Genomic DNA, 22,444 nt, shown 5'->3' with positions numbered 1-22,444 from the left:
CCTTTTTAGACTTCCAAATGCAAAACTGGACACAAAAACACATAAAAATTAAATAAGCCTATAAAATTTTACAGACTCCTTAAAAGGACAAGTAGCACTCGTAAGCGGTGCATCCTCCGGTATTGGAGTAGACATGGCAAAAGCATATGCTAGATATGGCGCAGACATTGTTGTTACCGGAAGAAGGAAAGAAAGATTAGACCAAGTAGCAGACGAAATCAAAGAACTCGGCGTAGACTGCATTGGTGTAGTTTGTGATGTAACCGATACCGAAAGTGTAGAAAACTGTGTTAAAGAAGTCATGGACCACTACGGAAGAATTGACATTCTCCATAACAACGCAGGATACGGTGCAACTAAAGAAGCAGAATTATTAACTGACGAAGAATGGAACATGACTGTGGATGTAGACCTTACAGGTACATTCAAGATGTCCAGAGCAGTTGCACGTGAAGCAATGATTCCACAAAAATACGGAAGAATCATCAACACTGCATCCATGTTCGGTTTAGTAGGAACCATGGCAACACCAACCTCTCCATATGCAGCAGCAAAAGGTGGAGTAGTAAACTTAACCAGACAATTAGCAGCAGAATGGGCAAAATATAATATTACTGTAAACGCAATCTGTCCTGGTACTTTCCCAACAGAACTTACTCGTTCAACCATTGACAACGATGAGTACAAAGCATACACAAAAACTGTAGTGCCTGTAGGAAGATCTGGTGTTGATGGAGAACTAGATTCCACTGTAGTATACTTAGCATCCCCTAAATCCAGTTACGTAACTGGACAAGCTATTGCTGTAGACGGTGGATACACTTGTATTTAAATTGAAAATTTCTATTTTCAATTTTCTTTTTCTTTTTTTAGGGCAATATTCCCAATTCTTTTAACAACCAATCAAAACCTATTTTTTTAATGAAAAGTTCAAATGTTTATATATTCTTAAAATCTAATTATTATCATGTCAAATTTAAGTTTTGAAGAAGCTATTAACAATTTATCTGATGATGATGTTAAAGTGAGAAAAGAAGCAATAGAGTCATTAGTTGGAATTACTGATGAAGAAGCTATTGAACCATTAATTAAAGCCACCACTGACGAAAGTGCTCAAGTAAGATTCAAAGCTGCTGAAATTTTAGGAAACATGGGTGAAGTGGCTGTCGATAAATTAATTGATGAATTTGAAAATGCAGAGGGTAAGGACAAACGTTTCTTGGCTTTTGCACTTAAAGAAACCAAAGACGAAAAAGTTATTCCATATTTTGTTGATGCAACATCTGATGAGGATTTTGGTGTTAGAAAAGTTGCAGTTCGTGCATTGGGAGAACTCCAAGCAGAAGGGGAATTGGATTCAATTGCAAAATGTTTGGAGGATGAAGATTGGGGTGTTAGATTAGCTGCCATTCAAGCGTTAGGAGATATTGCAACAGACGATTCCATTAAATTAATCAAAGATGCAAGAAAGGCTGAAAGTGACAAGGACTTTAAAAAATCCTGTAACAAGGCAATCAAAAAAGCTCAAAAAAGACAAAAAGCTAAAGAGTCTGGTGAGGCGGTTGTATCTTTAATTCCAATGAGTACTCTTAAGGAAATGGAAAAGACTAACGTTCAAAAGGCTATTAAAGGATATGAAAGTTACGTAGAATCAAAACAGACTAAGGATGCACCATATAAAAGATTATGTGTTCTCTATAGAAAATCCAATGATTATGACAATGAGGTCAGGGTCATAGAAACAGCTTGTGAAGTATTTGCTGACAATGAAAAGAAATTAGCATACTTCGAAAAAAGATTGGCTAAATTAAAATAATTTAGTTTCATAAAGATCTTCCCTTTTGTTCTTTAAAAGAGGAAGTTCTTCTCTTATTTTTTTTATTTCATCCAAATCAATTTCACAGAATATTATCTGCTCTTTTTCATCGCCTTGTGACAATACTTCTCCCCAGGGGTTTGCAACAATTGAATGGCCGTAGCTGTGATAGCTTGCATTTTCATTAAGGGCAGGTGCCACGCCAATACAGAAAACCTGATTGTCCAATGCTCTTGACCTGAATAACAGTTCCCAATGGGCAGGGCCGGTGGTCATGTTGAATGCACCGGGATAGCATAGTATTGATGCTCCCTTTTCAACCATTATCCTTGCAAGTTCTGGAAAACGGATGTCATAACATATTCCAATGCCTATTTTTCCAAATTCTGTCTCAACAACTGTGACTCCATCTCCTGCGGTTAAGACATCTGATTCCTTGAAAGTGATTTTGTCCTTAACGTCAATGTCAAAAAGATGCATTTTACGGTGCTTGCCGATTATGTCTCCATTTTTATCAAAAAGATAGCTAGTATTAAATAATTTGTTGCCTTCCTTTTCAGGAATTGATCCTGCCAGGATATAAACGTCATTCTCTTTTGATAATTCTGAAATGCTCTTTAATGTTTGGCTGCTGTTTTCAGTTTCACAATATTCAATGAACTTGTCATTTGAATAAGGGCAGTTAAACATTTCAGGTAAAATTATAAAATCAGCGTTTTCCTCTGCGCTGCTTGCAATCATTGAGCGGGCAGTTTCGAGGTTGGCCTTTTTATTGTCAATAACATTCATTTGACAAAGAGCAAGTTTGATTTTTGTCATGATAATCTTTAAAAATAGAAAAAGTATGAAATTAAATTTTCATACTTAAGCAATATCTGCAGTGTTTATAATGGAATTTACTTCTTCGGAAGTAACGGTATTCATTGAATCTCCGTTAACTTTTAATACATATGTCATTCCATCGCTAAACATTGAAACATAACGAGTGTAGTCTCCATCAGCATCTTCTAAAACAATATTTGAGGTATTTCTACCGTCTAGGGTTATTGTTTCAACAAGTTCTACATAAGCACCTTTTCCTTGTGCAGATGTGATGATGCTTTGAGCTATCTCTTTTACGGAATCTGCATTGCTTGTAACATTATAATACTCAATTGTGGTATTATTGTCATTTTGGAAGAATTTTGCTCCAGGGTGAGTTTCATCACTTCCGTTTACTTCCTTCCAATTGTCAGGATATTTAAATGAGAACTCTCCATCGGCATATGACATTCCATTATTGCCTGATTGTAATGGTGAGTTGGAGTTGCTATTTGATCCTGTAAGGACAATTCCGCAAATAACGATTAATGTTATAAGTATTATTGCACCAATAAGAAGTTTATGACTTTTTATAATACTGATTGTATCTTCATCATTGGATTCTTTTTCAACTTTTGGTTCTTGTTGGAAGATATCCTCGCTTTTAGGGGCTACAACTTTTGGTTTTGGAAAATTGTAACCACAATTTCCACAAACAGGAGCACCATCATAACTAGGATTTCCACATTTTGGACATTTTTTCACACTTTGACCTCCATTAAAATTTACATTTATTAATTATAATATAAAAATATATTTAATAAAGTGTGATAATATGGCAGATGAAAAAATTATTAATCTTGATGATATAAATTATGCAGTTTACAAAGTGGGTGATTGGAAAAACCATTATGAAATCAATCAAATTGGTTTGTCTAGAGAAATTCCTGTCACTAAAAACACAGTGACTCACATTAAGTTCTCTATGGATGAAATCAGAAATTCTCGTTTTGAAATTTCAGATAAAACTGTTAATGGTTTTGTCGCAATCGCATTACAATTGAATCCAAAAGTGCAAGAGATGGAACTGGATGAGGCTATTGAACTTGAAAAAACAGAATTCAACAATATCATGGATGAATTGGAAGGATTAGAATTATTAAGTGATGAAGACACTCTTTCACTTGAAACTGAAGATTATCTCATATATAAATTAGAAAAAGATTGTCATGTGACCACTTCTATTCCGGCCAATGACTTTACAAAAAAATATTTCCAAGATGAATTGAAAAAAATTGAGGATGCATTGGACTAAAATGCATCTAATGTTACCTTTTTATCTCTTTTTAACTCACGAGGAGGTTCTACTGAGACAAATTCAATGCCTTCTTCTTCGATTAGCTCTAATGCATCATCCATTATTGATGGTGCGACAAGCAATCCTCTAATCTTTTTCTTTTCAGCATTGACTTCTCTTAGATAATCGTTTTCGGTATTTTCCATATCCTGAATGTATCTTCTCAATTGTTTCACGGCAGTAACTCCTGCCTTACGGGCTTTCAATTCCAGTATCATCAGGTTATTGTCTTTATCTTTTCCAAGTATGTCGATAAAACCATGTTCTACGCTGTATTCTCGTGTGGTAGGTGTGAAACCTTCTTCAATGAGATGGGGCTTTTCCATAATCATGTCGCTCATGTCCTTTTCATAGCCTGCCTGTTCGAGCTCTTCGAAGTCTTCCATGTTGGCATAACTAATGAACTGGATTTTTCTAACCTCTGCGGTTAAAAGCTCTTTAGGTGTTCTTCTGTGGCTTTCTAAAAAAAGGTTTTCATTTTTGATATATGTTCTGGTTCTTGATTTCGGCGGTTGCCAATTGACCGGTTCGACTTTTTTTTCTTGATGGATTAAAAATGCACCATCCGGTTTAATCATAATTATGCGTTCTCCCCAGTTAAGTTCACTTAATGCACGACCTTCATAATTAACTTTGCAGCATGCAAACATCATTATTGTTGCTCGTTTTCTCAATGCGTCCTGAACGAGGTCATATGCATCTTCGCAACTTGGGTGTTCTAAAATTTTATATTTCATCACAATAAACATTGTTTAGTTTAATTTAAATAATTTGTTTTTCAAAGGAATATACAGAATTTATGCGGAGGAATTTATATTTACGATGATGAGTATTTTGAAGGAAAAAATGAATATTACACTATGGATTCATTTGAATTTGAAAATGGTGAGGTCTTAAATGGGGTTCAGGTTGAGTATATGACTTTTGGAACTCCTGCTTATGATGAAAACGGCATAATAAAAAATGCGGTTTTATACTGTCATGGATCTCTTGGAAATTATTCATCAATGAAGAAAATTGCTCCGTTGGTTGGCGAGGGAGATGCCTTTGATGAAAACAAATATTTTTTCATTTCCCTTACTGCATTGGGCTCTCCTGGCTCATGCTCTCCATCAACTACAAACTTGAACAGCAAATTTCCAAAATATTCCATTTTGGATGTTGTCAATTTCCAAAAGCAATTCCTTAAGGAAAAATTCAATATTGATCATGTTTTGGGAATGATTGGAAACTCCATGGGCGGTTTTGTCAGCTTGACTTCAGCCATTCATTATCTGGATTTTTCTGATTTTTTAATTGTCGGTGTAAGCAGTTATAAGGTTGCAGGCCATGATTATGTCCTTTCAAAATTTGTGGATGAAATAATCACCTCCGATCCGGATTATGCAAAAGGAGAAATGACCTATTCATTGCTCAGGACTTTAAGATTGGCAAACTTGGCGGAATTCAATTTTGGACTTTCTAAAAAGGCATTAAGGGACATGTCAAATGATGAACTTGCGGCTGAATTGGAAAGTTTTGGCAATGAAATGATGGAAATTGACATTTATGACTTGAAATATTGCAACGAATCCTGCATGAATTATGACGTTGAAGATGACTTGGACAAGATTAAATCTAAGGTTTTAATCATTTCCTGCAAACAGGACCCTCATTTTCCTCCGGAACTTGACGGAATTCCAATGTCTGAAATGATACGTGATGCTCAATTAATCATAATGGATTCTGATTTGGGTCATTTGTGCTTTAACGTGCTTGAAGATATTTCAGATGAATTGAATGAGTTTATGGATGATTTTTAGGTGATTTCATGATTGTAAATATAATTGATTATGGCAATGAGGGGGACAAATATTTTGTTGAATATAAGGTTGATGAATTGTCTCAAGATCAATTGGATTTTCTGAAAGAGTCTTTAGAGGAACAGACAAGAATTGATGATGGCTCCCTTTTTATTAAAAGCTATTTTGATGAAGATTTGTATCCTTTCCAAAGTGATGTTGCAAAAATTAGGCTTGATGATTTCATAGCACGTGAGGAAATTGAAATGAATGTATTTTTATCAAGCTTTTTGGAAGATATGTAAACTAATTAATCTTTATTTATAGTTTTTGATTAAAACCAAGCAAATTTTATATACTTTGTTTAATTATATACTATAATAACAACAAGGTGTGTTTAAATGATGGGAATTACAAACGATTTTTTCATTGGATACGATAAATGCTCATTGGATGAGTTTGAATTTGAGTCTGGAAGAGTTTTAAATGATGTTGTCGTTGAATATTCCGCAAAAGGAACTCCAAAATTTGATGACGATGGAAAAATCACTAATGTAATTGTTTATTGCCATACATTTAATGGTAACTATTCCTCTTTAGATGATTTATATAAGCTCACTGCCGAAGGCAAACCTTTGGATTTTAACGAGTACTATTTTATTTCAATCACTTCCTTGGGATTCCCTGATTCATGTTCACCTTCCACCACAAATCTTAAGCACAATTTTCCAAAATACACTATGAAAGATCGTGTTAATTTCAAAAGGCAGTTTCTAAAAGAAAGATTTGGGATAGATCATGTTTTTGGAATTATAAGTCGTGGTGTCGGAGGATATGAGGCATACACTTGGGCTTGTGAGTATCCTGATGAAATGGATTTCATAATGGTTGCTGGAAGTTCATATAAAACAAATGGGTACCGTTATGTTGTCTCCAAATGTATGGAAAGCATTATAGAATCCAATGACGATTTTTATTCAGATTTATACAGTGATTCATTATCCAGAATCATGGTTTCCATAAACAAATTGTTATATTCAAATCAATTTTCCAAAAAAATATTTCAAAACATGTCCAATGAGGAGATTGATGTTTTGATGGATGATTATGTTGATGAAGGTTTGTTCACAGACATCTATGATTTCAATTTGCGTAATGAGGCAGTTTTAGAGTATAATTTGGAGGATAAATTAAAAAACATCAAGGCGGAAATGTTAATCGTTAGTTCTGACGATGATATGTATTATACTCCAGAATTTGACGTATTGCCGTTGGAAAACATGATAGAAAATGCAACTGTCGTCATTTTTGATTCAAAAGAGGACCGTGTGGACTATGATGATTGTTCAATAATTGAAGATGATTTGAAATTGTTTATGGATAGTTTAAAAAATAAAAAAGAGTAGCTAGTAATCTAGCTATTTTGAAACGTCCAACATGTGTTGAACTGCTTTTCTTGACTTGTCAGCAACATCTTTTGGCAATGTGACTTCTGGAGCCTCGTTGACAAGTGAATCTCTAATTTTTTCAAGGGTGTGCAATTTCATTGTTTCACAAATTGCCCCTTCAAGCAATGGATATAACTTTTTGCCGGGAACTTCTGAATTGATTCTTGTAATCATGTCCACTTCAGTTCCGATAACAAATTCCTCTTTGTCACTTTCAGCAATGTGTCTTAACATTCCTCCAGTTGACATTACAACATCGCTTGCTTTTTGAACTTCAATATTACATTCTGGGTGGCAGATTATCTCTGCATTAGGATATTGCTCTCTTTTAAGTTCCACATCTTCAACATGGAATAGTCTGTGAACGTAACAGTGACCATCTTTTGGGACTGGAATGATTTCCTTGTCTATTTTTTCTGCAACGTGAGTTCCTAGGTTCTTGTCAGGTCCGAATAATATCTTATTATGAGGCAAGCTTTCAGTAACTTTTACGGCATTTGCGGAAGTGCATAATGTGTCTGCATGTTGTTTAGCTTCGGCAATACTGTTCACATAAAGAATGACTCCTGCATCAGGGTGCTCTTCTTTAGCTTTCAATAATTCTTCTTCTGGAAGCATGTGTGCCATAGGACATTCCGCTTCAAGAGTTGGTATGACGATTTTTTTGTCTGGATTTAGAATAAATGCGGTTTCAGCCATGAAATCCACACCACAAAAGATTACCAAGTCTTTGTCATCAATTTCGGATGCCTTGATACATAATTCCAGTGAATCTCCAAGAAAATCGGCAATTTCTTGAACTTCTTTTGGTTGGTAATTATGTGCCAGGATTATAGCGTTTTTATCTTCTTTTAATTTCAATATCTCTTCTTGAAGTGGACTATTCATCGTTTTCACCTTTTTCCATATATTTTCTAATTTCATTGATGATTATTAATTTATATTTATCTTTATCATTAAAGTCTTTTACCCAGAATGATACTTTAACTTTACTTTGTTTAAAACTTATCTCTCTTCCATAAACGTCTGGTTGAGGTTTGTCTGAAATTTCTGGATAACTTTTCATTTTTTTGATTAGGTATTCTCTAAAGTTCACCATATCAATGTCCAGAGGCATTCCTGCAAAGATGTCTACCCTATACATTTCAGTATCTTTGAATTGGAGATATTCGTTGTTTGTCAATGTTGAGTTTGGAACGTTGTTTCTAACTCCATAATCGTCAACGAGTACAGTGGATCTAAGAGAAATCTTTTCAACATATCCCTTTTTATCGTTGATTTCAATAGTATCTCCAACTTTTACGCTCCTTCCCAATATCAGCATTATTCCTGAAAATAAATTGGAAATGATATCTTTTGCTGCAAAACTCACTGCAATACCTACAATACCTACACTCAACAATGTTCCTGCAAGATTGATTCCAAATACTTGCAGAACAATCATTAATGCAACAAAATATATGACTGCAGTGATTATGTCTCTAATGAGGTATATTGCAGTCATATCATCTTTATATTTGTTCATTCTGTTTAGTGCATGTGCTGTGACTCTTGTAGCTATGTATGCTATGATAACTACCAGTAGGGGGTACAATACATATGTTGCGGGGTCATTAAAGTTTGGGAAAATCATAATTCTATTTCCATTAGGTCTTTAGCCATTCTTGTATTTTCAAACACTTCTTTGGCTTCGTTCAACATCATCTCTTCATATTCCTTGCTGTATCTTGTACTGATGTGTGTCAGAATCAATTCCTTGCTGTTTGAGTCCTTTGCAATGTACGCAGCATCTATTGAAGTTGAATGGGCATGCTCTTCTGCATTGCTTTTTTCTTTTTCAATAAAAGTGGATTCATGGATAAGCACGGTACTGTCCTTTGCAAGACTGATCATTTCCTCACAGGGTCTTGTGTCTCCGGAATAGGTTATCTTTCTTCCTTTTCTAGGTTCGCCCAGTACCTGTTCTGGTTTTATGATTTTGCCGTCAACTTCAACTTCCTCTCCATTGTGCAAGCGTCCAAATGCAGGACCCACAGGAACTCCCAATTCAATGGCTTTTTCACGTAGGAATCTTGGTTTTTTCTTCTCTTCAATCGAATATGCAAGACATGGAACATTGTGCTTAACCCTTTGGGCGGTTATCACATACTCCTCGGTTTCCTCAATAATTCCAGAGTCTATTTCAATAAATTCAATCGGATATTCGATAGCACAGTAACCTAAGGAGTAGATGGCATTCTTAATGTTTTTCAATCCTTTCGGGCCGTAAATTGTCAAGGGAGTCTCTCTACCATGCAGGCTCATTGATTGCAACAGCCCCGGAAGGCCTAAGATGTGGTCTCCGTGGTAATGTGTTATGAATATTTTAGATATTTTCATTGGACTTACTTTTGTGGAAAGTATTTGCCTTTGTGTTCCTTCACCGCAGTCAAACAGCATTACATCGCCAAAGGCCTTAAGGGCAATTGACGGATGGTTTCTCTCTTTCGAATGAACTGCTGATGAAGTTCCTAAAAAAATTATTTCCATAATAATACTCACTTTTATTAATTTCTTAAATTAATATATATTCATAATCATATTAAATTTTAGGTGATTTTTTGGAAAAAATTATTGAATATATGCTTGCTGAAGATGAGGGATTCGGAGACATCACATCAAATGCGGTTGTTGACGAAGGTAAGATTGTAAACGCATATATCATATCAAAGGATGAAGGGATTCTTGCAGGAATTAATATAATTCGAGATTTATTTGAGGAATTTGGAGTTCAAGTCAAATTCTGGATGGCTGAAGGTAGTAAAATATCTAAAAAAGACTTGTTGCTCTCTTGCAAAGGGGATGCAAGGACAATTTTGCTTTTAGAAAGGACTGCACTTAATTTGCTAATGAGAATGAGTGGTGTTGCAAGTGCCGCTAATCATTATGTTGAGCTTGTTAAGGGCTCAAGCGTCAGGATTGCCGGAACTCGTAAGACATCTCCTGCAATAGGCAAGTTTGATAAGCATGCTTTAAAGGTTGGGGGTGCTGATACTCACAGGTTTGCGTTGGATGATATGGTATTGATTAAGGACAATCACATTGCCGCTTGTGGAACACCTCTCAAAGCGCTTTTAAGAGCAAAGGAAAACACCAGCTTTTCCAAGAAAATAGAGATTGAAGTTGAAAGCCTGGATGATGCTGTTGAATGTGTGAAAAACGGTGCGAATATTGTGATGCTTGACAATATGGGTCCTGCTGAAGTTAAGGAAGTGCTTGATAAATTGAATGAACTCAATATTCGTCAAAATTCATTGATTGAAGTGTCCGGCGGAATTACTGATGAAACATTGTTGGATTATGCAAATCTTGGTGTTGACATAATCTCAATAGGTGCATTGACCCATTCATCAAGAAGCCTAAATTTCAGTCTGAAAATGGAAGAGATATCACAATCTTAGTGATAAAACTTCTTTTAACTCTTCATCGCTCATTTCCGTAATGAATGTTTCGTCATTGCTGATGGATTTGCTTGCAAGGTCGGTCTTGTGCTTGCTTATAGCATCGATTGTCTCTTCAAGTGTTCCCTTGGTGATGAACCTGTAAACCATCACATCCTTGTTTTGTCCGATTCTGTGAACCCTGTCTGTTGCCTGATTTTCAACTGCAGGATTCCACCATAAGTCATAGTGTATCACATTGCTTGCGGCAGTCAGGTTCAAACCTGTTCCTCCGGTTTTCAGTGTTGCAACGAATATTTTATAGTCAGGATTTTCCTGGAATGTGTCAATGATTTCTGTTTTTTCCTTAAGGGTCTGTGAACCGTGCAAGAACAATACTTCCTGTTTGAATTTCTTTGAAATCAATTCCTGAATGAGCTTGCCCATCTCAACGTATTGGGTGAATATTATGACCTTCTCATCATTGTCCAAAATGTTTTCTAAAATGTTGACCAGCAGTTCCATTTTTCCGGATTCGGAAATCTTCGGCTTTTTAATGTCCAGAAACTGTGCGGGATGGTTGCAGGTCTGCTTCAGTGCAGTCAATATTTTAAGGATTATTCCTTTCCTTTGAATTCCCTTGGAGTTTTCAATGTCAAAGAAAATTTCCTCCAATATTGCATTGTATAGCTTAATCTGCTTTTTGCTTAGGCTGCAGTAAACGTCATTGATCAATTTGTCAGGCAATTCCTTCTTGATGTCGTCATCAGTTTTCAAACGCCTCATTACAAAGGGCTTGGCTATTGTTCTGAGGTTTTCCAAGGCCTCCTCATCATCAAGTTTTTCAATAGGCATCACGTAGTTTCTTTTAAAATCGTCCTTTGTTGATAGGTATCCTTTGTTTACAAAATCAAATATTGACCAGTAGTCCATCAGCCTGTTTTCAATAGGAGTACCTGTCAAAGCTATTTTTGTCCTTGTCGGAACTTCCTTGATGGCTTTTGTCTGCTCTGTGTTCGGATTTTTGATGTTTTGCGCCTCATCGATAACGCATAAGAACCACGGTTCATCGACAAACATGTCCAAATCAAGTCTTACGACTCCATAAGATGTTAAAATGATGTCATAGTTCTCTAGTGGGAATCTCCTGTTGGATCCATGATATATGAAGTAGGTCAATTCAGGTGTGAATTTCTTTATTTCATTTTCCCAATTGGATATCAATGTGGGCGGGACGATTACTAGTGATGACTTGTTCTCTAAAAGTCCCTTTTCCTTATAGAACAATATTGCGGACAATACCTGTATTGTTTTACCTAATCCCATGTCGTCAGCCAGGATGCTTCCAAACCTGTATCTTATATTCTGGATTAACCATGAATAGCCGATTTTTTGATAAGGTCTCAATTCTCCGGTCAGTGTTTCAGGAGCATTGTATATTTTGGTTTCCTTTATTAATTCCTTAAATCTCTTATAATCGGCAGGATTTTTCAATTGTCTTTTAGCTAATTTTTTTGTATTGCCCATATTCTGTTCTCTTTTAGATTTAATTAGTTAATATACTATTTTTAACAATATAAATAATTTTATTTTGTCTTATTTTTTTAAATAATATTCAATTTTTTAAATATTTTTTTTTTACCGAATTTTGAATTAATCACCTAAAAAACAAAGTATATAATATAGTAAAATAAGATATATTAAAGATAGAGAATTATATTTTCTTAAAATGGTGATTTAATGGTAAAAATAGCTAAATTAGCTTTGGAAGATGGAACTGTTTTAAAAGGTGAAGCATTCGGTTATGAAACCACTAAATTAGGAGAACTCGTTTTTTCTACAGGTATGGGTGGTTACACTGAATCATTAACTGATCCGTCTTTTAAAGGAGAAATTTTAATGTCTACTTACCCGTTAGAAGGTAATCATGGGGTAAGTGAAAAATGGTACCAATCTGATAAGATTCAGGTTGAAGGATTTGTTTGTCGTGAGGTCTGTCGTGAAGTCTCTAATTTTGGACCTCAAAAAACTTTGGATGATTTTTTAAAAGAATTTAAAACTCCCGGTATCAGTGGAATCGATACACGTGACTTAACTCTTAAGATTCGTGAAAGAGGTTCCCTTAAAGCAGCAATTACTACTGAAGACATTGCAGATGATAAATTAATCGAAATGGCAAAGTCACAGCCAAGCATTGAAGATATTGATGTTGTTCCATTAGTATCCACAAAAGAGATTAAGGTATTCAATGAAGATGCCGACAAAAAAGTTGCTTTAATTGACTGCGGAGTTAAAAAGAACATTATTAACTCATTCTTAGAAAGGGATATTGGAGTATTGTTGTTCCCTTATGATACTGATTATAAAACTATCTTGGATTACTCTCCTAACGGTTTGATGATTACATCCGGTCCTGGAAATCCTGATAGGGTATCTGAAACCATTGAAACTATGAAAAAGTTATCCAACAGGTTGCCAATTTTCGGAATCTGTATGGGCCAGCAACTAATCGCTAAATCTTTCGGTGCAAAATCATATAAGATGAAATTCGGACACCGTGGTGAAAACCAGCCAGTTAAAGACTTGAACACTGGAAAAGTATACATCACTTCCCAAAACCACGGATTCACAATCGATAAGGAATCCTTGAAGGAAACAGATTTAGTATTGACTCACGTTAACTTGAATGATGGAACTCCTGAGGGTATTTCTCACAAGGAACTTCCTATACGTTGTATACAGTACCACCCTGAAGCGGGACCTGGTCCAAACGATACAAGAAATACTTTTGATGAGTTTAGCCAAATGATGGATGATTATTAAAAAATTAAATGAGGATTATATATGCCAGTTGATAAGGATATTAAAAAAGTATTAATTATTGGATCTGGACCTATTCAAATCGGACAGGCAGCTGAATTCGATTACTCCGGTTCTCAAGCATGTAAATCATTAAGAGAGGAAGGTATTGAAACTGTGCTTGTTAACAGTAATCCTGCTACCATTCAAACCGATATTGATATGGCAGATACAGTTTACACTGAACCATTAACTCCAGAAGTTGTTGCAAAAATCATAAAAGAAGAAGAAATTGATGCTATTTTACCAACAATGGGTGGACAAACCGGATTAAATATTGCAACAGGTCTTGGAGACTTAGGATTATTAGATGGAATTAAGGTTTTAGGTTCTGACGTTCAAACAATCAAAGATGTAGAAGACCGTGACTTATTCGCAAACTTAATGGATGAAATCGGAGAGAAAATTCCAAAATGTCATGCTGTTGAAAGCGTTGAAGACGCACTCAAGGCTGTTGAAGACATTGGATACCCTGTAATTGTTAGACCAGCATTCACATTAGGTGGAACCGGTGGAGGAATCGCTCACAATGAGGAAGAATTGATTGAAATCGCTAACCATGGTTTGGACATGAGTTTCATCAACCAAGTTCTCATTGACGAGTCCGTTCTCGGATGGAAGGAAATCGAGTTTGAGGTAATGAGGGATAAGGAAGACACCTGTATCATCGTATGTACCATGGAAAACATCGACCCTATGGGTATTCACACAGGGGACAGTGTAGTAGTCGCTCCTATCCAAAATCTATGCGATGAAACCATTCAGCAAATGCGTGACGCTTCAATCAAGATTATCCGAGCTTTAGGAATTCGTGGTGGATGTAACATTCAATTCGCTTTAAACCCTGAAACCGATGAGTACAAGGTAATTGAAGTAAACCCACGTGTATCAAGAAGTAGTGCACTCGCATCAAAAGCGACAGGTTATCCAATCGCTAAAATTTCATCCAAAATCGCTTTAGGAATGACGTTGGACGAAATCAAAAACGACATTACCAAGGAAACACCTGCATCATTTGAGCCAGCAATCGATTACGTAGTTATCAAAATCCCAAGATGGCCGTTTGACAAGTTCAAAGGAATCAGCCGTGAAGTGGGAGTTCAAATGAAGGCAACCGGTGAGGTAATGGCTATCGGAAGAACCTTTGAGGAAGCTTTCCAAAAAGCATTAAGATCACTTGATATGGGCTTTGACGGATTCGAATATGTGGAATACACCGAAGAAGACCTTGCTCATCCGACAGATTTAATCTACTTCCAAATCTATTCAGCTATTAAGGACGGAATGGATATCGATAAAATCCGTGAGCTCACTAAAATCGACAATTTCTTCTTATACAAAATCAGAAACATCGTCAACTTTGAAAATGATGTGACTGCTGACAAATTAGATGATGAAGATTACTTAAGAAAAGCAAAACAAATAGGATGTTCCAATAAGAGATTGGCTGAATTGTCCGGCCAAACCGAGGAATACATCAGAAACTTGCTTTCAAGATACAATATCAAGCAATCCTATAAGATGGTAGACACCTGTGCAGCTGAATTTGAAGCTAAGACTCCTTATTACTACAGCAGCTATGACAAAGGTAATGAATTGACCTCAACCACCAAGAAAAAGGTTGTCATTTTAGGTGCAGGACCTATCAGAATCGGTCAGGGTATTGAGTTCGATTACTGCTGTGTACACTCATCCCTTGCATTAAAAGATGAAGGAATTGAAACAATATTAATCAACAACAACCCTGAAACCGTAAGTACCGATTACGACATTTCAGACAAACTGTTCTTCGAACCATTGACATTTGAGGATGTAATGGGAGTCATCGAACAGGAAAAACCTGATGGTGTTATCGTTCAATTCGGTGGACAGACCTCAATCAACCTTGCAGTGCCATTGGCAAATGCAGGAGTTAAAATCTGGGGTACTCCATATGAAAGCATTGACAGAGTAGAAGACAGGGAGTTATTCGCTGACTTGCTTGAAAAATTACACATTCACCAAGCACCATATGGAACTGCTAACTCATTTGAAGAAGCAAAAGAGATTGCAGAAAGAATCACATTCCCAGTGCTTGTACGTCCATCCTATGTAATCGGTGGAAGAGCAATGGAAATCGTTTACGATGTCAACGAGCTTGAGGAATATATGAAAGAGGCTGTAAAAGTCTCACCTGACCACCCAATCTTAGTTGACAAGTTCCTCGAAGATGCAATCGAATTGGATGTTGACCTCTTATGTGACGGTGAAGATGTATTCATTGCAGGAATCATGGAGCACATCGAGGAAGCGGGTGTTCACTCAGGAGACTCCGCATGTGTGATACCTCCTCAAACCATTCCGGAACATATATTGAACACCATCCGTGAAAACTCAAGAAAATTGGCATTGGAATTAGACGTCAAAGGTTTAATGAACATTCAATATGCAGTCAAACTAGATGAGGAAATGGTCTACATCATTGAGGCAAACCCTCGTGCAAGTAGGACAGTTCCATTTGTAAGTAAGGCTATTGGAGTTCCATTGGCTAAGGTTGCAACCTGGATTATGAACGGCGCCAAATTGAAAGATTTCGATTTAACAAAAGAAATCAAGATTGACCATGTGGCTGTAAAAGAATCCGTATTCCCATTCCTTAAATTACCTGAATCTGACACAGTTCTTGGACCTGAAATGAAATCCACTGGTGAAAGTATCGGTATCGATGACAACTTTGGAATGGCATTTTACAAATCACAGCTTTCAGCAGGCATGGAATTGCCTAAAGAAGGTAAAATATTCATGAGTGTTAAAGAGGCTGACAAAAAGAAAATCAGACCTATTGCGGAAAAAGCATCCACTTTAGGATTCAAGGTTGTTGCAACTGACGGTACAGGAGATGCAACCGGTTTGGCTGATGTTGAAAAAGTATTGAAAGTCTCACAAGGATCACCTAACATCAGGGATTCAATCCTAAACAAGGAAATTGATTTGATTATCAACACTTCTGAAGGTAAGCAATCTGCAAAAGACGGTTATATCATCAGACGTCTAGCTATTGAGCTCGGTATTCCATACGTTACCACATTGGCTGGAGCAAGAGCAGTTTTAAATGCTATTGAAGCTGTTCAAAATAGTGAAATCAATGTAAAATCTTTAAACAAATATGCTGATGGAGAATAATTTTTCTCTATCCTTTTTTTAATTATTATACAAATATTCTTTAATATTAATACCACATGAAGGGCATTCTTCCTCACCGATTTTTAACCTGCTTTTACACTTAGGACAGAAGTTGAGCTTGACCTTGTACTTTTTTGTCGGGTCAATGGTTATATTGACTTCAATTCTTTCTGTGATGTGTGTTCTTAAGACGCTCATGTCCCAATGGTTGTCCATTAAAAGCTTCTTATAGTAAAACGCTTCGGTCATGGTGTCGTAATCGCCTATGATGTCTTCTCCCTTCTTGATAAAGAATTTTCTCTTTTTATGGTCAAAAAGGATTTCTCCTTCCCTTTCGGTCTTGTTTACCTTGGTTCCCTTGATTCTGCCTTTCGGTCTTTTTTCGGGAAATGGTGGCAATTCCATGTTCTCATACTTGTTTTCCAAATCGCATTCAACAAGCAGGTCATAGTCAAAGTTACAAAAAAATAGTGCATCTCTTTCGTATAATGCGTCAGATAATTTCCTGAACTCTCCATAGTCCTTATTGTTATATTTAACTCTGTATACGTTGCCTGTTTTTACTATATTCCTGTAAAAGTATCGTATTTCCTGAGAGTTAATTGAAATCACCTTGATGGTTTAAAAGTAAGTGTAATGGTCATATTATGAAGTTAAAACGTGTTCTAATAAATTGAGGTTGTATTTAATTTAATGGCCATCACAATTATAATATTGATTTTTTGATTAAATAAATGTAATGAATACAAAAATATATTAATAAAAAAAATTAGATTTTCCTTTAATGTTTACTATATCAAACGGAATTATATTAAAAGGGCAAGATTTGGTTCCTGTTAAGGAAAATATTGTCATTGATGATGGCAAAATAATCGAAATCGGAAAAGAGGCTAGTGAAGGTAAAATAATTGATGTTGATGGTGCTGTGGTTTGCCCATCTTTTATAAATGGACATATGCACATTGGGGATTCAATCATCAAGGATGAAGGTTATGGCCTTTCATTGAGTGAAATGGTCAAGCCGCCTCATGGAGTAAAGCATGTTGCCCTTTCTAATGCTTCCGATGATGATTTGATTGATGCTATGAGAAAATCCATGAAGGAAATGGTCGAATCTGGAACAACACATTTCATTGACTACCGGGAAGGCGGTCTTCATGGAGTCAAGCTTCTAAAGAAAGCTTCTGCAGACTTGCCGATCAAGCCAATTATCCTGGGTCGTGACGATAGCTTTTATGGTGACGATCCTGATTTAACAAAAGTAAAAACTGCCATTCGTAAACTTTTAAAAATTGCTGATGGGATTGCCCCAAGCGGATTTGGTGAAATCACTCCTGAAGTTGCCAAACTGATTGTTGAGGAGTGCAATAAGCAGGGCAAGATTTCATCAATTCATGTTGCGGAATCTGAATCAAACCAAATAGAATCATTGAATGAGGACAGGATGAGTGAAATCGGAAAAGGTGTTGATGCTGGTTTCAGTCAGTTGGTTCACCTCACTAATCCAAAAGGAAATGACCTTGATTCAGTCGCTTCATCTAATCAGAATGTTGTCGTCTGTCCAAGGGCAAACGCCACCCTGAATGTTGGTGTGGCTCCATTAAATAGGATGCTTGATTTTGGAATTCGTCCTTTAATCGGTACGGATAATGTTATGTTAAACTCTCCGAATATGCTTAGGGAGTTGGAATTCACATTAAAATTGATGTCTGTTTATTATAGGAAATACATAAACCCTAAAGAGTTATTAAAAATGGCTACAACAAACGTTTGTGGATTGAATATTAATAATGTTATTCAAAAGAATAGTATTGATGTTGGAAATTCTGCTGAATGTATAATTTTTAAGTCTTTTTCTAAAAATCCTTACTTAAATATCATAAATAGGTCCGAAACGAAAAATATATTATATATCATTAACAAAAAATTTAGCATATAATATCATGGATATAAATCTATATATTATGGGAGATGTTAATGATGTATAAAAAAATATTGGTCCCTACAGATGGGTCAGAATTTGCAAAAAAAGCTCAAAAACACGCTTTGTTTTTATCCAAAGTTAGTGGAGCTGAAATAATCGCTGTGAGTGTCACAGAAAATAATTTTGTTAACGGGCTTCCATTAGATGATGAAGTATACCAGTTAAATCAAATTTTAAAAGAAAGATCCGAAGAGAATCTTAAGGAATTTGATGCATTGAATGAAGATGACCTCAAAATTGCTCATGTCATTAGAGAAGGCTCACCTGCTAAAGTCATTTTAGAGGTTGCAAAAGAAGAAGTCGTTGACTTGATTGTTATGGGTAGTTCTGGAAAATCTGGTTTCGATAGATTTATTATGGGCAGTGTGGCAGACAAGGTTGTAAATTCAGCCAAATGCGCAGTGCTTGTAGTGCATTAATTTTACCATTTTATTATTGTAGATATAAGGTGTTTTTATGTTAGTTAAAAGAACAATGTCTAAAAATGTTGTAAGTGTTTCCGTTCCTGGAAATCGTGAAAAAGTTTTAGACTTAATGAGAAAAGAAAACAAAGCAGTTCTTCCTGTTGTTAAAGAAGATACTGATATTTTAGTAGGACTAGTAACTCGTTCTGATTTAATTAATAATCCTGATGAAGAACAAATTGCAATGTTAATGACCAGAGAATTGATTACTGTTAATCCTGGTGACGATGTAGTTGATGCTGCTCGCCTTATGATGGAGAATAATGTTAGAAGAGTTCCTGTTGTAAACGATGATGGCGAATTAGTAGGTATCATCACCTCTTTTGATTTGGTGTCTAAGGCTTTAACAAAAATTGATGTGCATGATGCTGTTGAAGATTATATGATTACAACTGTCCCTACAACTTGGGAAAAAGCTCCATTAAATGTTGCTTTTGAAACTATGAATCAATTTGGTTTAAAATCTGTTTTAGCATTAGATGATGACGCTAAATTATCAGGTATTTTAACTGAAACCGATTTCATTTCAGAAATTGAAATCATCTCTGAAAGAAGTGAACACAGTTCTACTGTTGGAACTGAAGGGGATAAATGGTCATGGGATAGTACTTCAGTGTTATACATTGAGAAAAATCACTTGAAATTCACCGATAAGGTTGTTAGTGACGTTGCTGTAGATAATGTTGAAGTGGCTAATTCAAAAACCAAAGTTTCTGACTGTGCTAAGAAAATGAAAACCTTGAACATTGAACAAATTCCTGTAATCGGTGTTGAAGGAGATTTAGTAGGTCTTGTAAGAGCTAGTGATTTAATCAAAGCATTAGTTCCTGATGAATAGTGGTATAATGGCTGTTAGTCCCGTATTGGTGATAAAAGTAGTTGACAATGTCAGTGTTCAGGTTCGTGCAAGATTGTATGATGATTTTTCTGAACACAATATTGTTTTAAACTCTGTTCTCACTTATTGGTGGGCTAATAATTTACCGCCTGCCGTAAAATTTTTAGAGTTATTGGATTCAGTTATAAAAAGAACAATCAATGAGATTATGCCTCATAAGACTTTGAACTTGAAGTATGAGGTCAAGGCTAATGAAACTTTGGAAAAGGCTTCCGAACTTGAAATCAATCTGATTTCTGTTGTGGCGGATGATGTTGGCTTTAAAATTGATGGCGGCGAAATTTCATTATCTCATATTAGCAAAATTGATGATGACTTTGAACCTAATGAGTTTGTAACTACTTTCGATCAGAGTATTGAAACTCCGGATATTGTCTTAAAAAAATATTTGGAAATGAAAGAATCATAAGATTTTTTCATCATTTTTTATTTCTATTTTTAGCAAATTTTTTTCTTGCATTATTATTGATTTGGCGGTTAATTTAAATGCATATTTTTTTAATGGATTATTTTTTTATTGAAGCTATTTTTCATTAAAATAATTGTGGTGTTCATTTCAATAAATAGATTTGATGTTATCTATATCAAATTTTCACTTTCAATATATTTTTTAATATATTCAAGCAATTCCTTTGCATCTTCCTTTTTAATGTCATCTGATGTGCGAATGAAATCAATAAGATTTCCCTTTGTGTCATCATCCAAACTTGATTCGCCTAAAGTCTGAGCGTAATTCCTTTTTGGATAAAAAGTAGACTTTGTGATTTGAATCAGTTCATCCTTTTCATCTTCTGTGATGATATTTTCAGACACTGCATTTGTGAAGACATAATTCATGCTGATTAACGGAACTGACAATGCTTCCAATGTTTCGGAATCAAGCATCACTGCAACGTCATCATCTGAATCCACTGCACCACTTGCATATTGGTTATAACAATAACCAACTCCGGTCATTCCTAAGATGTCAAGTTCTGAGGCTCTAAGTGCGCCCATACTTGATGCGCCAAATACCTTTACGCCTTTTTTCATGACATTAATGATTTCCCTATGGCCTACGGCAGAATTTTGATGGAAAACTCCATCGATTATTCCTATAATGTCCGGATTTTCTTTAATGTCATGGCCAAGGTCTCCTCTTTTTATGGGCTTTCTGTATATTACTTCTACATCATCATGTGAATCTAGAATTTCACGAGCCTCATCAAATGGAAGGGACAGTCCTGTATAAATTATAATCTTTACCATGGTATCAAACTTTTAAAAATCTGTATCCTGCTCTTGTAGGGTCAATTGCATAAAGTTCCATTTCGGGAATCACTACACGGACTACGCTAACGTCAATCTCAGGTCTTGTTAAATCAGTATATAGGATTTTCTTTATGTCATTTGCCATCAATTCCTCTTTAACAATCTCCAAGTCTTTTGTGATTGAGGTGGTGGACCTATTTTCAATGTCTGCCAAATCAATTTGGTCATCTTCCTGCTGGAAGTAATACTTGTTAATCCTTTTCATTCTCTCATAGCCTGCCTCACGGGCGAAATCCGCTCTGACAGTGTCTTCACGAGCACCATTGATTTGTGTTGCTCTGCTTTGTGCAACTTCTGTCAATGCCCTTAGGATTGCAACCTCCGGGTCGAGATGGGTTCCTATACCCAATGTAAGTAGGCCTGCATCCCTTGTCACAGTGTCATCAGCCGAAGCAGCTATTGTTGGAATCTTAATGTCTGCAGTAAAGTCCATCAGCTTGATTTTGATTCCCTCAGATTCAAATTTATCGATTATTTCATTGATAAGTTCACTTTTTATGCTGTCAATGTTTATTTGGGAATAGTTTTTATGAGTCATCTCGAAAATGCTCCATGCATCCCTTTCTATGACTTCAAAAATTCCATGTAATATCGCTTCCTCCAAGACATTTCCAGAAGCGAGTCCGTTGGTGTTTGACTTGAATAGGCTTTCAACTGAATTGTCATGGATGTACGGATGAAAAACTGCATTTGAAGGGACATAATATTCATTTCCTGAAATCAAATCATGAGATATGTTCCATTCCAGCTTCATGTCACTCAAATCTTTTTTCTCAAATTTTTGATTTAGGTTTAACGATTTTGGGTCTATATAGTCTCCCTTTTTGCCAATTTCGCCAACAGTTGCAATGACTGTTTCATCGTCCTCTTGCTTTTCAGCGGAATATCTCTCAAATCCCTCCATCATTGCTGAAGCTTTGGCATGATCCTTGCTGATTCCTTTTCCACCATAAATGCTTATCGCTCCGTCTTCTGCAGTTGGTCTTATTGCTGTAAAGACGGGCATTCCGATTCTATCCAGGTCGGTAATGTCGGCAATACGGGTTATTCCAACAGTCCTTAACTTGTCCTCGTTGATTTCAATTGTCCTTTTTGGAGCTATTACTCTATGTGTCCCTTTAAAATATGTGAGTTCTTCTGTCAT

Annotated in this window: 22 protein-coding genes and 1 pseudogene; 13 read left to right on the top strand and 10 right to left on the bottom strand. The window is 35.9% G+C overall.

The window, feature by feature from the left end; translation table 11 throughout:
- Positions 1 to 100 precede the first annotated feature (100 nt).
- Both ILA26_RS07185 and ILA26_RS07180 read left to right on the top strand, forming a co-directional pair.
- Positions 101 to 832: pseudogene (locus ILA26_RS07185) on the top strand (SDR family oxidoreductase); the annotation flags it as partial.
- A gap of 135 nt (positions 833 to 967) precedes the next feature.
- On the top strand, positions 968 to 1,816 hold the full coding sequence (locus ILA26_RS07180) for a HEAT repeat domain-containing protein (protein WP_292895803.1): 849 nt from the start codon (positions 968 to 970) through the stop codon (positions 1,814 to 1,816).
- Here the strand turns inward: ILA26_RS07180 and ILA26_RS07175 are convergent.
- A complete protein-coding gene (locus tag ILA26_RS07175) occupies positions 1,808 to 2,635 on the bottom strand; it encodes a carbon-nitrogen hydrolase family protein (protein WP_292895801.1) in 828 nt (275 codons plus the stop codon). The two genes, ILA26_RS07180 and ILA26_RS07175, sit on opposite strands and share 9 nt — an antisense overlap.
- Before the next feature lie 45 nt (positions 2,636 to 2,680).
- A complete protein-coding gene (locus ILA26_RS07170) occupies positions 2,681 to 3,382 on the bottom strand; it encodes a PsbP-related protein (RefSeq protein WP_292895799.1) in 702 nt (233 codons plus the stop codon).
- Positions 3,383 to 3,452: 70 nt separating this feature from the next.
- On the opposite strand from ILA26_RS07170, the gene ILA26_RS07165 reads away from it, so the two are divergent.
- Positions 3,453 to 3,932, top strand: a complete 480-nt coding sequence (locus ILA26_RS07165; RefSeq protein ID WP_292895797.1) for a hypothetical protein — start codon at positions 3,453 to 3,455, stop codon at positions 3,930 to 3,932.
- On the opposite strand, the gene nucS is transcribed toward ILA26_RS07165, so the two are convergent.
- On the bottom strand, positions 3,929 to 4,711 hold the full coding sequence (gene nucS / locus ILA26_RS07160; protein ID WP_292895795.1) for an endonuclease NucS: 783 nt from the start codon (positions 4,709 to 4,711) through the stop codon (positions 3,929 to 3,931). The two genes, ILA26_RS07165 and nucS, sit on opposite strands and share 4 nt — an antisense overlap.
- A gap of 123 nt (positions 4,712 to 4,834) precedes the next feature.
- Here nucS and ILA26_RS07155 point away from each other — a divergent pair, with 123 nt between their 5' ends.
- From ILA26_RS07155 to ILA26_RS07145, 3 genes are all read left to right on the top strand, one after another.
- Positions 4,835 to 5,776, top strand: a complete 942-nt coding sequence (locus ILA26_RS07155; RefSeq protein ID WP_292895793.1) for an alpha/beta fold hydrolase — start codon at positions 4,835 to 4,837, stop codon at positions 5,774 to 5,776.
- Between the two features lie 8 nt (positions 5,777 to 5,784).
- Positions 5,785 to 6,060, top strand: a complete 276-nt coding sequence (locus ILA26_RS07150; RefSeq protein WP_292895791.1) for a DUF5750 family protein — start codon at positions 5,785 to 5,787, stop codon at positions 6,058 to 6,060.
- 96 nt (positions 6,061 to 6,156) lie between these two features.
- Entirely contained in the window at positions 6,157 to 7,161 is a 1,005-nt protein-coding gene (locus tag ILA26_RS07145) for an alpha/beta fold hydrolase (RefSeq protein WP_292895790.1), read from the top strand.
- A gap of 12 nt (positions 7,162 to 7,173) precedes the next feature.
- Here ILA26_RS07145 and nadA read toward each other — a convergent pair whose 3' ends face one another.
- The 3 genes from nadA to rnz are packed head-to-tail and all read right to left on the bottom strand — an operon-like array spanning position 7,174 to position 9,732.
- Positions 7,174 to 8,091, bottom strand: coding sequence for a quinolinate synthase NadA (nadA, locus tag ILA26_RS07140; RefSeq protein WP_292895789.1), 918 nt, complete (start codon positions 8,089 to 8,091; stop codon positions 7,174 to 7,176).
- Positions 8,084 to 8,836 (bottom strand): mechanosensitive ion channel domain-containing protein, encoded by a 753-nt coding sequence (locus ILA26_RS07135; protein ID WP_292895788.1) that lies wholly within the window; start codon positions 8,834 to 8,836, stop codon positions 8,084 to 8,086. Before ILA26_RS07135 ends, nadA begins: the two co-directional genes overlap by 8 nt.
- The gene (gene rnz, locus ILA26_RS07130) at positions 8,833 to 9,732 is read right to left on the bottom strand and encodes a ribonuclease Z (protein WP_292895787.1); all 900 of its coding nucleotides are present in this window, start codon (positions 9,730 to 9,732) and stop codon (positions 8,833 to 8,835) included. The genes ILA26_RS07135 and rnz overlap by 4 nt, the downstream gene beginning before the upstream one ends.
- A 71-nt stretch (positions 9,733 to 9,803) precedes the next feature.
- On the opposite strand from rnz, the gene nadC reads away from it, so the two are divergent.
- Positions 9,804 to 10,643, top strand: a complete 840-nt coding sequence (gene nadC / locus ILA26_RS07125) for a carboxylating nicotinate-nucleotide diphosphorylase (RefSeq protein WP_292895786.1) — start codon at positions 9,804 to 9,806, stop codon at positions 10,641 to 10,643.
- On the opposite strand, the gene ILA26_RS07120 is transcribed toward nadC, so the two are convergent.
- The gene (locus ILA26_RS07120) at positions 10,632 to 12,149 is read right to left on the bottom strand and encodes a DEAD/DEAH box helicase (protein ID WP_292895784.1); all 1,518 of its coding nucleotides are present in this window, start codon (positions 12,147 to 12,149) and stop codon (positions 10,632 to 10,634) included. The two genes, nadC and ILA26_RS07120, sit on opposite strands and share 12 nt — an antisense overlap.
- Positions 12,150 to 12,362: 213 nt before the next feature.
- On the opposite strand from ILA26_RS07120, the gene carA reads away from it, so the two are divergent.
- Entirely contained in the window at positions 12,363 to 13,445 is a 1,083-nt protein-coding gene (carA, locus tag ILA26_RS07115; RefSeq protein ID WP_292895782.1) for a glutamine-hydrolyzing carbamoyl-phosphate synthase small subunit, read from the top strand.
- Between the two features lie 21 nt (positions 13,446 to 13,466).
- Positions 13,467 to 16,643, top strand: a complete 3,177-nt coding sequence (gene carB / locus ILA26_RS07110; RefSeq protein ID WP_292895779.1) for a carbamoyl-phosphate synthase large subunit — start codon at positions 13,467 to 13,469, stop codon at positions 16,641 to 16,643.
- A gap of 18 nt (positions 16,644 to 16,661) precedes the next feature.
- Here carB and ILA26_RS07105 read toward each other — a convergent pair whose 3' ends face one another.
- Positions 16,662 to 17,255: a zinc ribbon domain-containing protein gene (locus ILA26_RS07105; RefSeq protein WP_292895777.1), complete on the bottom strand. Its 594-nt coding sequence runs from the start codon at positions 17,253 to 17,255 to the stop codon at positions 16,662 to 16,664.
- Between the two features lie 172 nt (positions 17,256 to 17,427).
- On the opposite strand from ILA26_RS07105, the gene ILA26_RS07100 reads away from it, so the two are divergent.
- The 4 genes from ILA26_RS07100 to ILA26_RS07085 are packed head-to-tail and all read left to right on the top strand — an operon-like array spanning position 17,428 to position 20,398.
- On the top strand, positions 17,428 to 18,582 hold the full coding sequence (locus tag ILA26_RS07100; RefSeq protein ID WP_292895775.1) for an amidohydrolase family protein: 1,155 nt from the start codon (positions 17,428 to 17,430) through the stop codon (positions 18,580 to 18,582).
- A 41-nt stretch (positions 18,583 to 18,623) separates the two neighbouring features.
- Complete coding sequence (locus tag ILA26_RS07095) at positions 18,624 to 19,046, top strand: universal stress protein (protein WP_292895810.1); 423 nt, start codon at positions 18,624 to 18,626, stop codon at positions 19,044 to 19,046.
- A 37-nt stretch (positions 19,047 to 19,083) separates the two neighbouring features.
- On the top strand, positions 19,084 to 19,929 hold the full coding sequence (locus ILA26_RS07090) for a CBS domain-containing protein (protein WP_292895773.1): 846 nt from the start codon (positions 19,084 to 19,086) through the stop codon (positions 19,927 to 19,929).
- 7 nt (positions 19,930 to 19,936) lie between these two features.
- On the top strand, positions 19,937 to 20,398 hold the full coding sequence (locus ILA26_RS07085) for a hypothetical protein (protein ID WP_292895772.1): 462 nt from the start codon (positions 19,937 to 19,939) through the stop codon (positions 20,396 to 20,398).
- 170 nt (positions 20,399 to 20,568) lie between these two features.
- On the opposite strand, the gene ILA26_RS07080 is transcribed toward ILA26_RS07085, so the two are convergent.
- Positions 20,569 to 21,237 (bottom strand): TfuA-related McrA-glycine thioamidation protein, encoded by a 669-nt coding sequence (locus ILA26_RS07080; RefSeq protein ID WP_292895771.1) that lies wholly within the window; start codon positions 21,235 to 21,237, stop codon positions 20,569 to 20,571.
- 4 nt (positions 21,238 to 21,241) lie between these two features.
- On the bottom strand, positions 21,242 to 22,444 hold the full coding sequence (locus tag ILA26_RS07075; RefSeq protein WP_292895770.1) for a YcaO-related McrA-glycine thioamidation protein: 1,203 nt from the start codon (positions 22,442 to 22,444) through the stop codon (positions 21,242 to 21,244).

The organism is Methanobrevibacter sp. (assembly GCF_017940815.1).
GTDB lineage: Archaea > Methanobacteriota > Methanobacteria > Methanobacteriales > Methanobacteriaceae > Methanocatella.
Note: the sequence above shows the minus strand (reverse complement) of the source record. Positions and strands in the feature narration are given on the sequence as shown.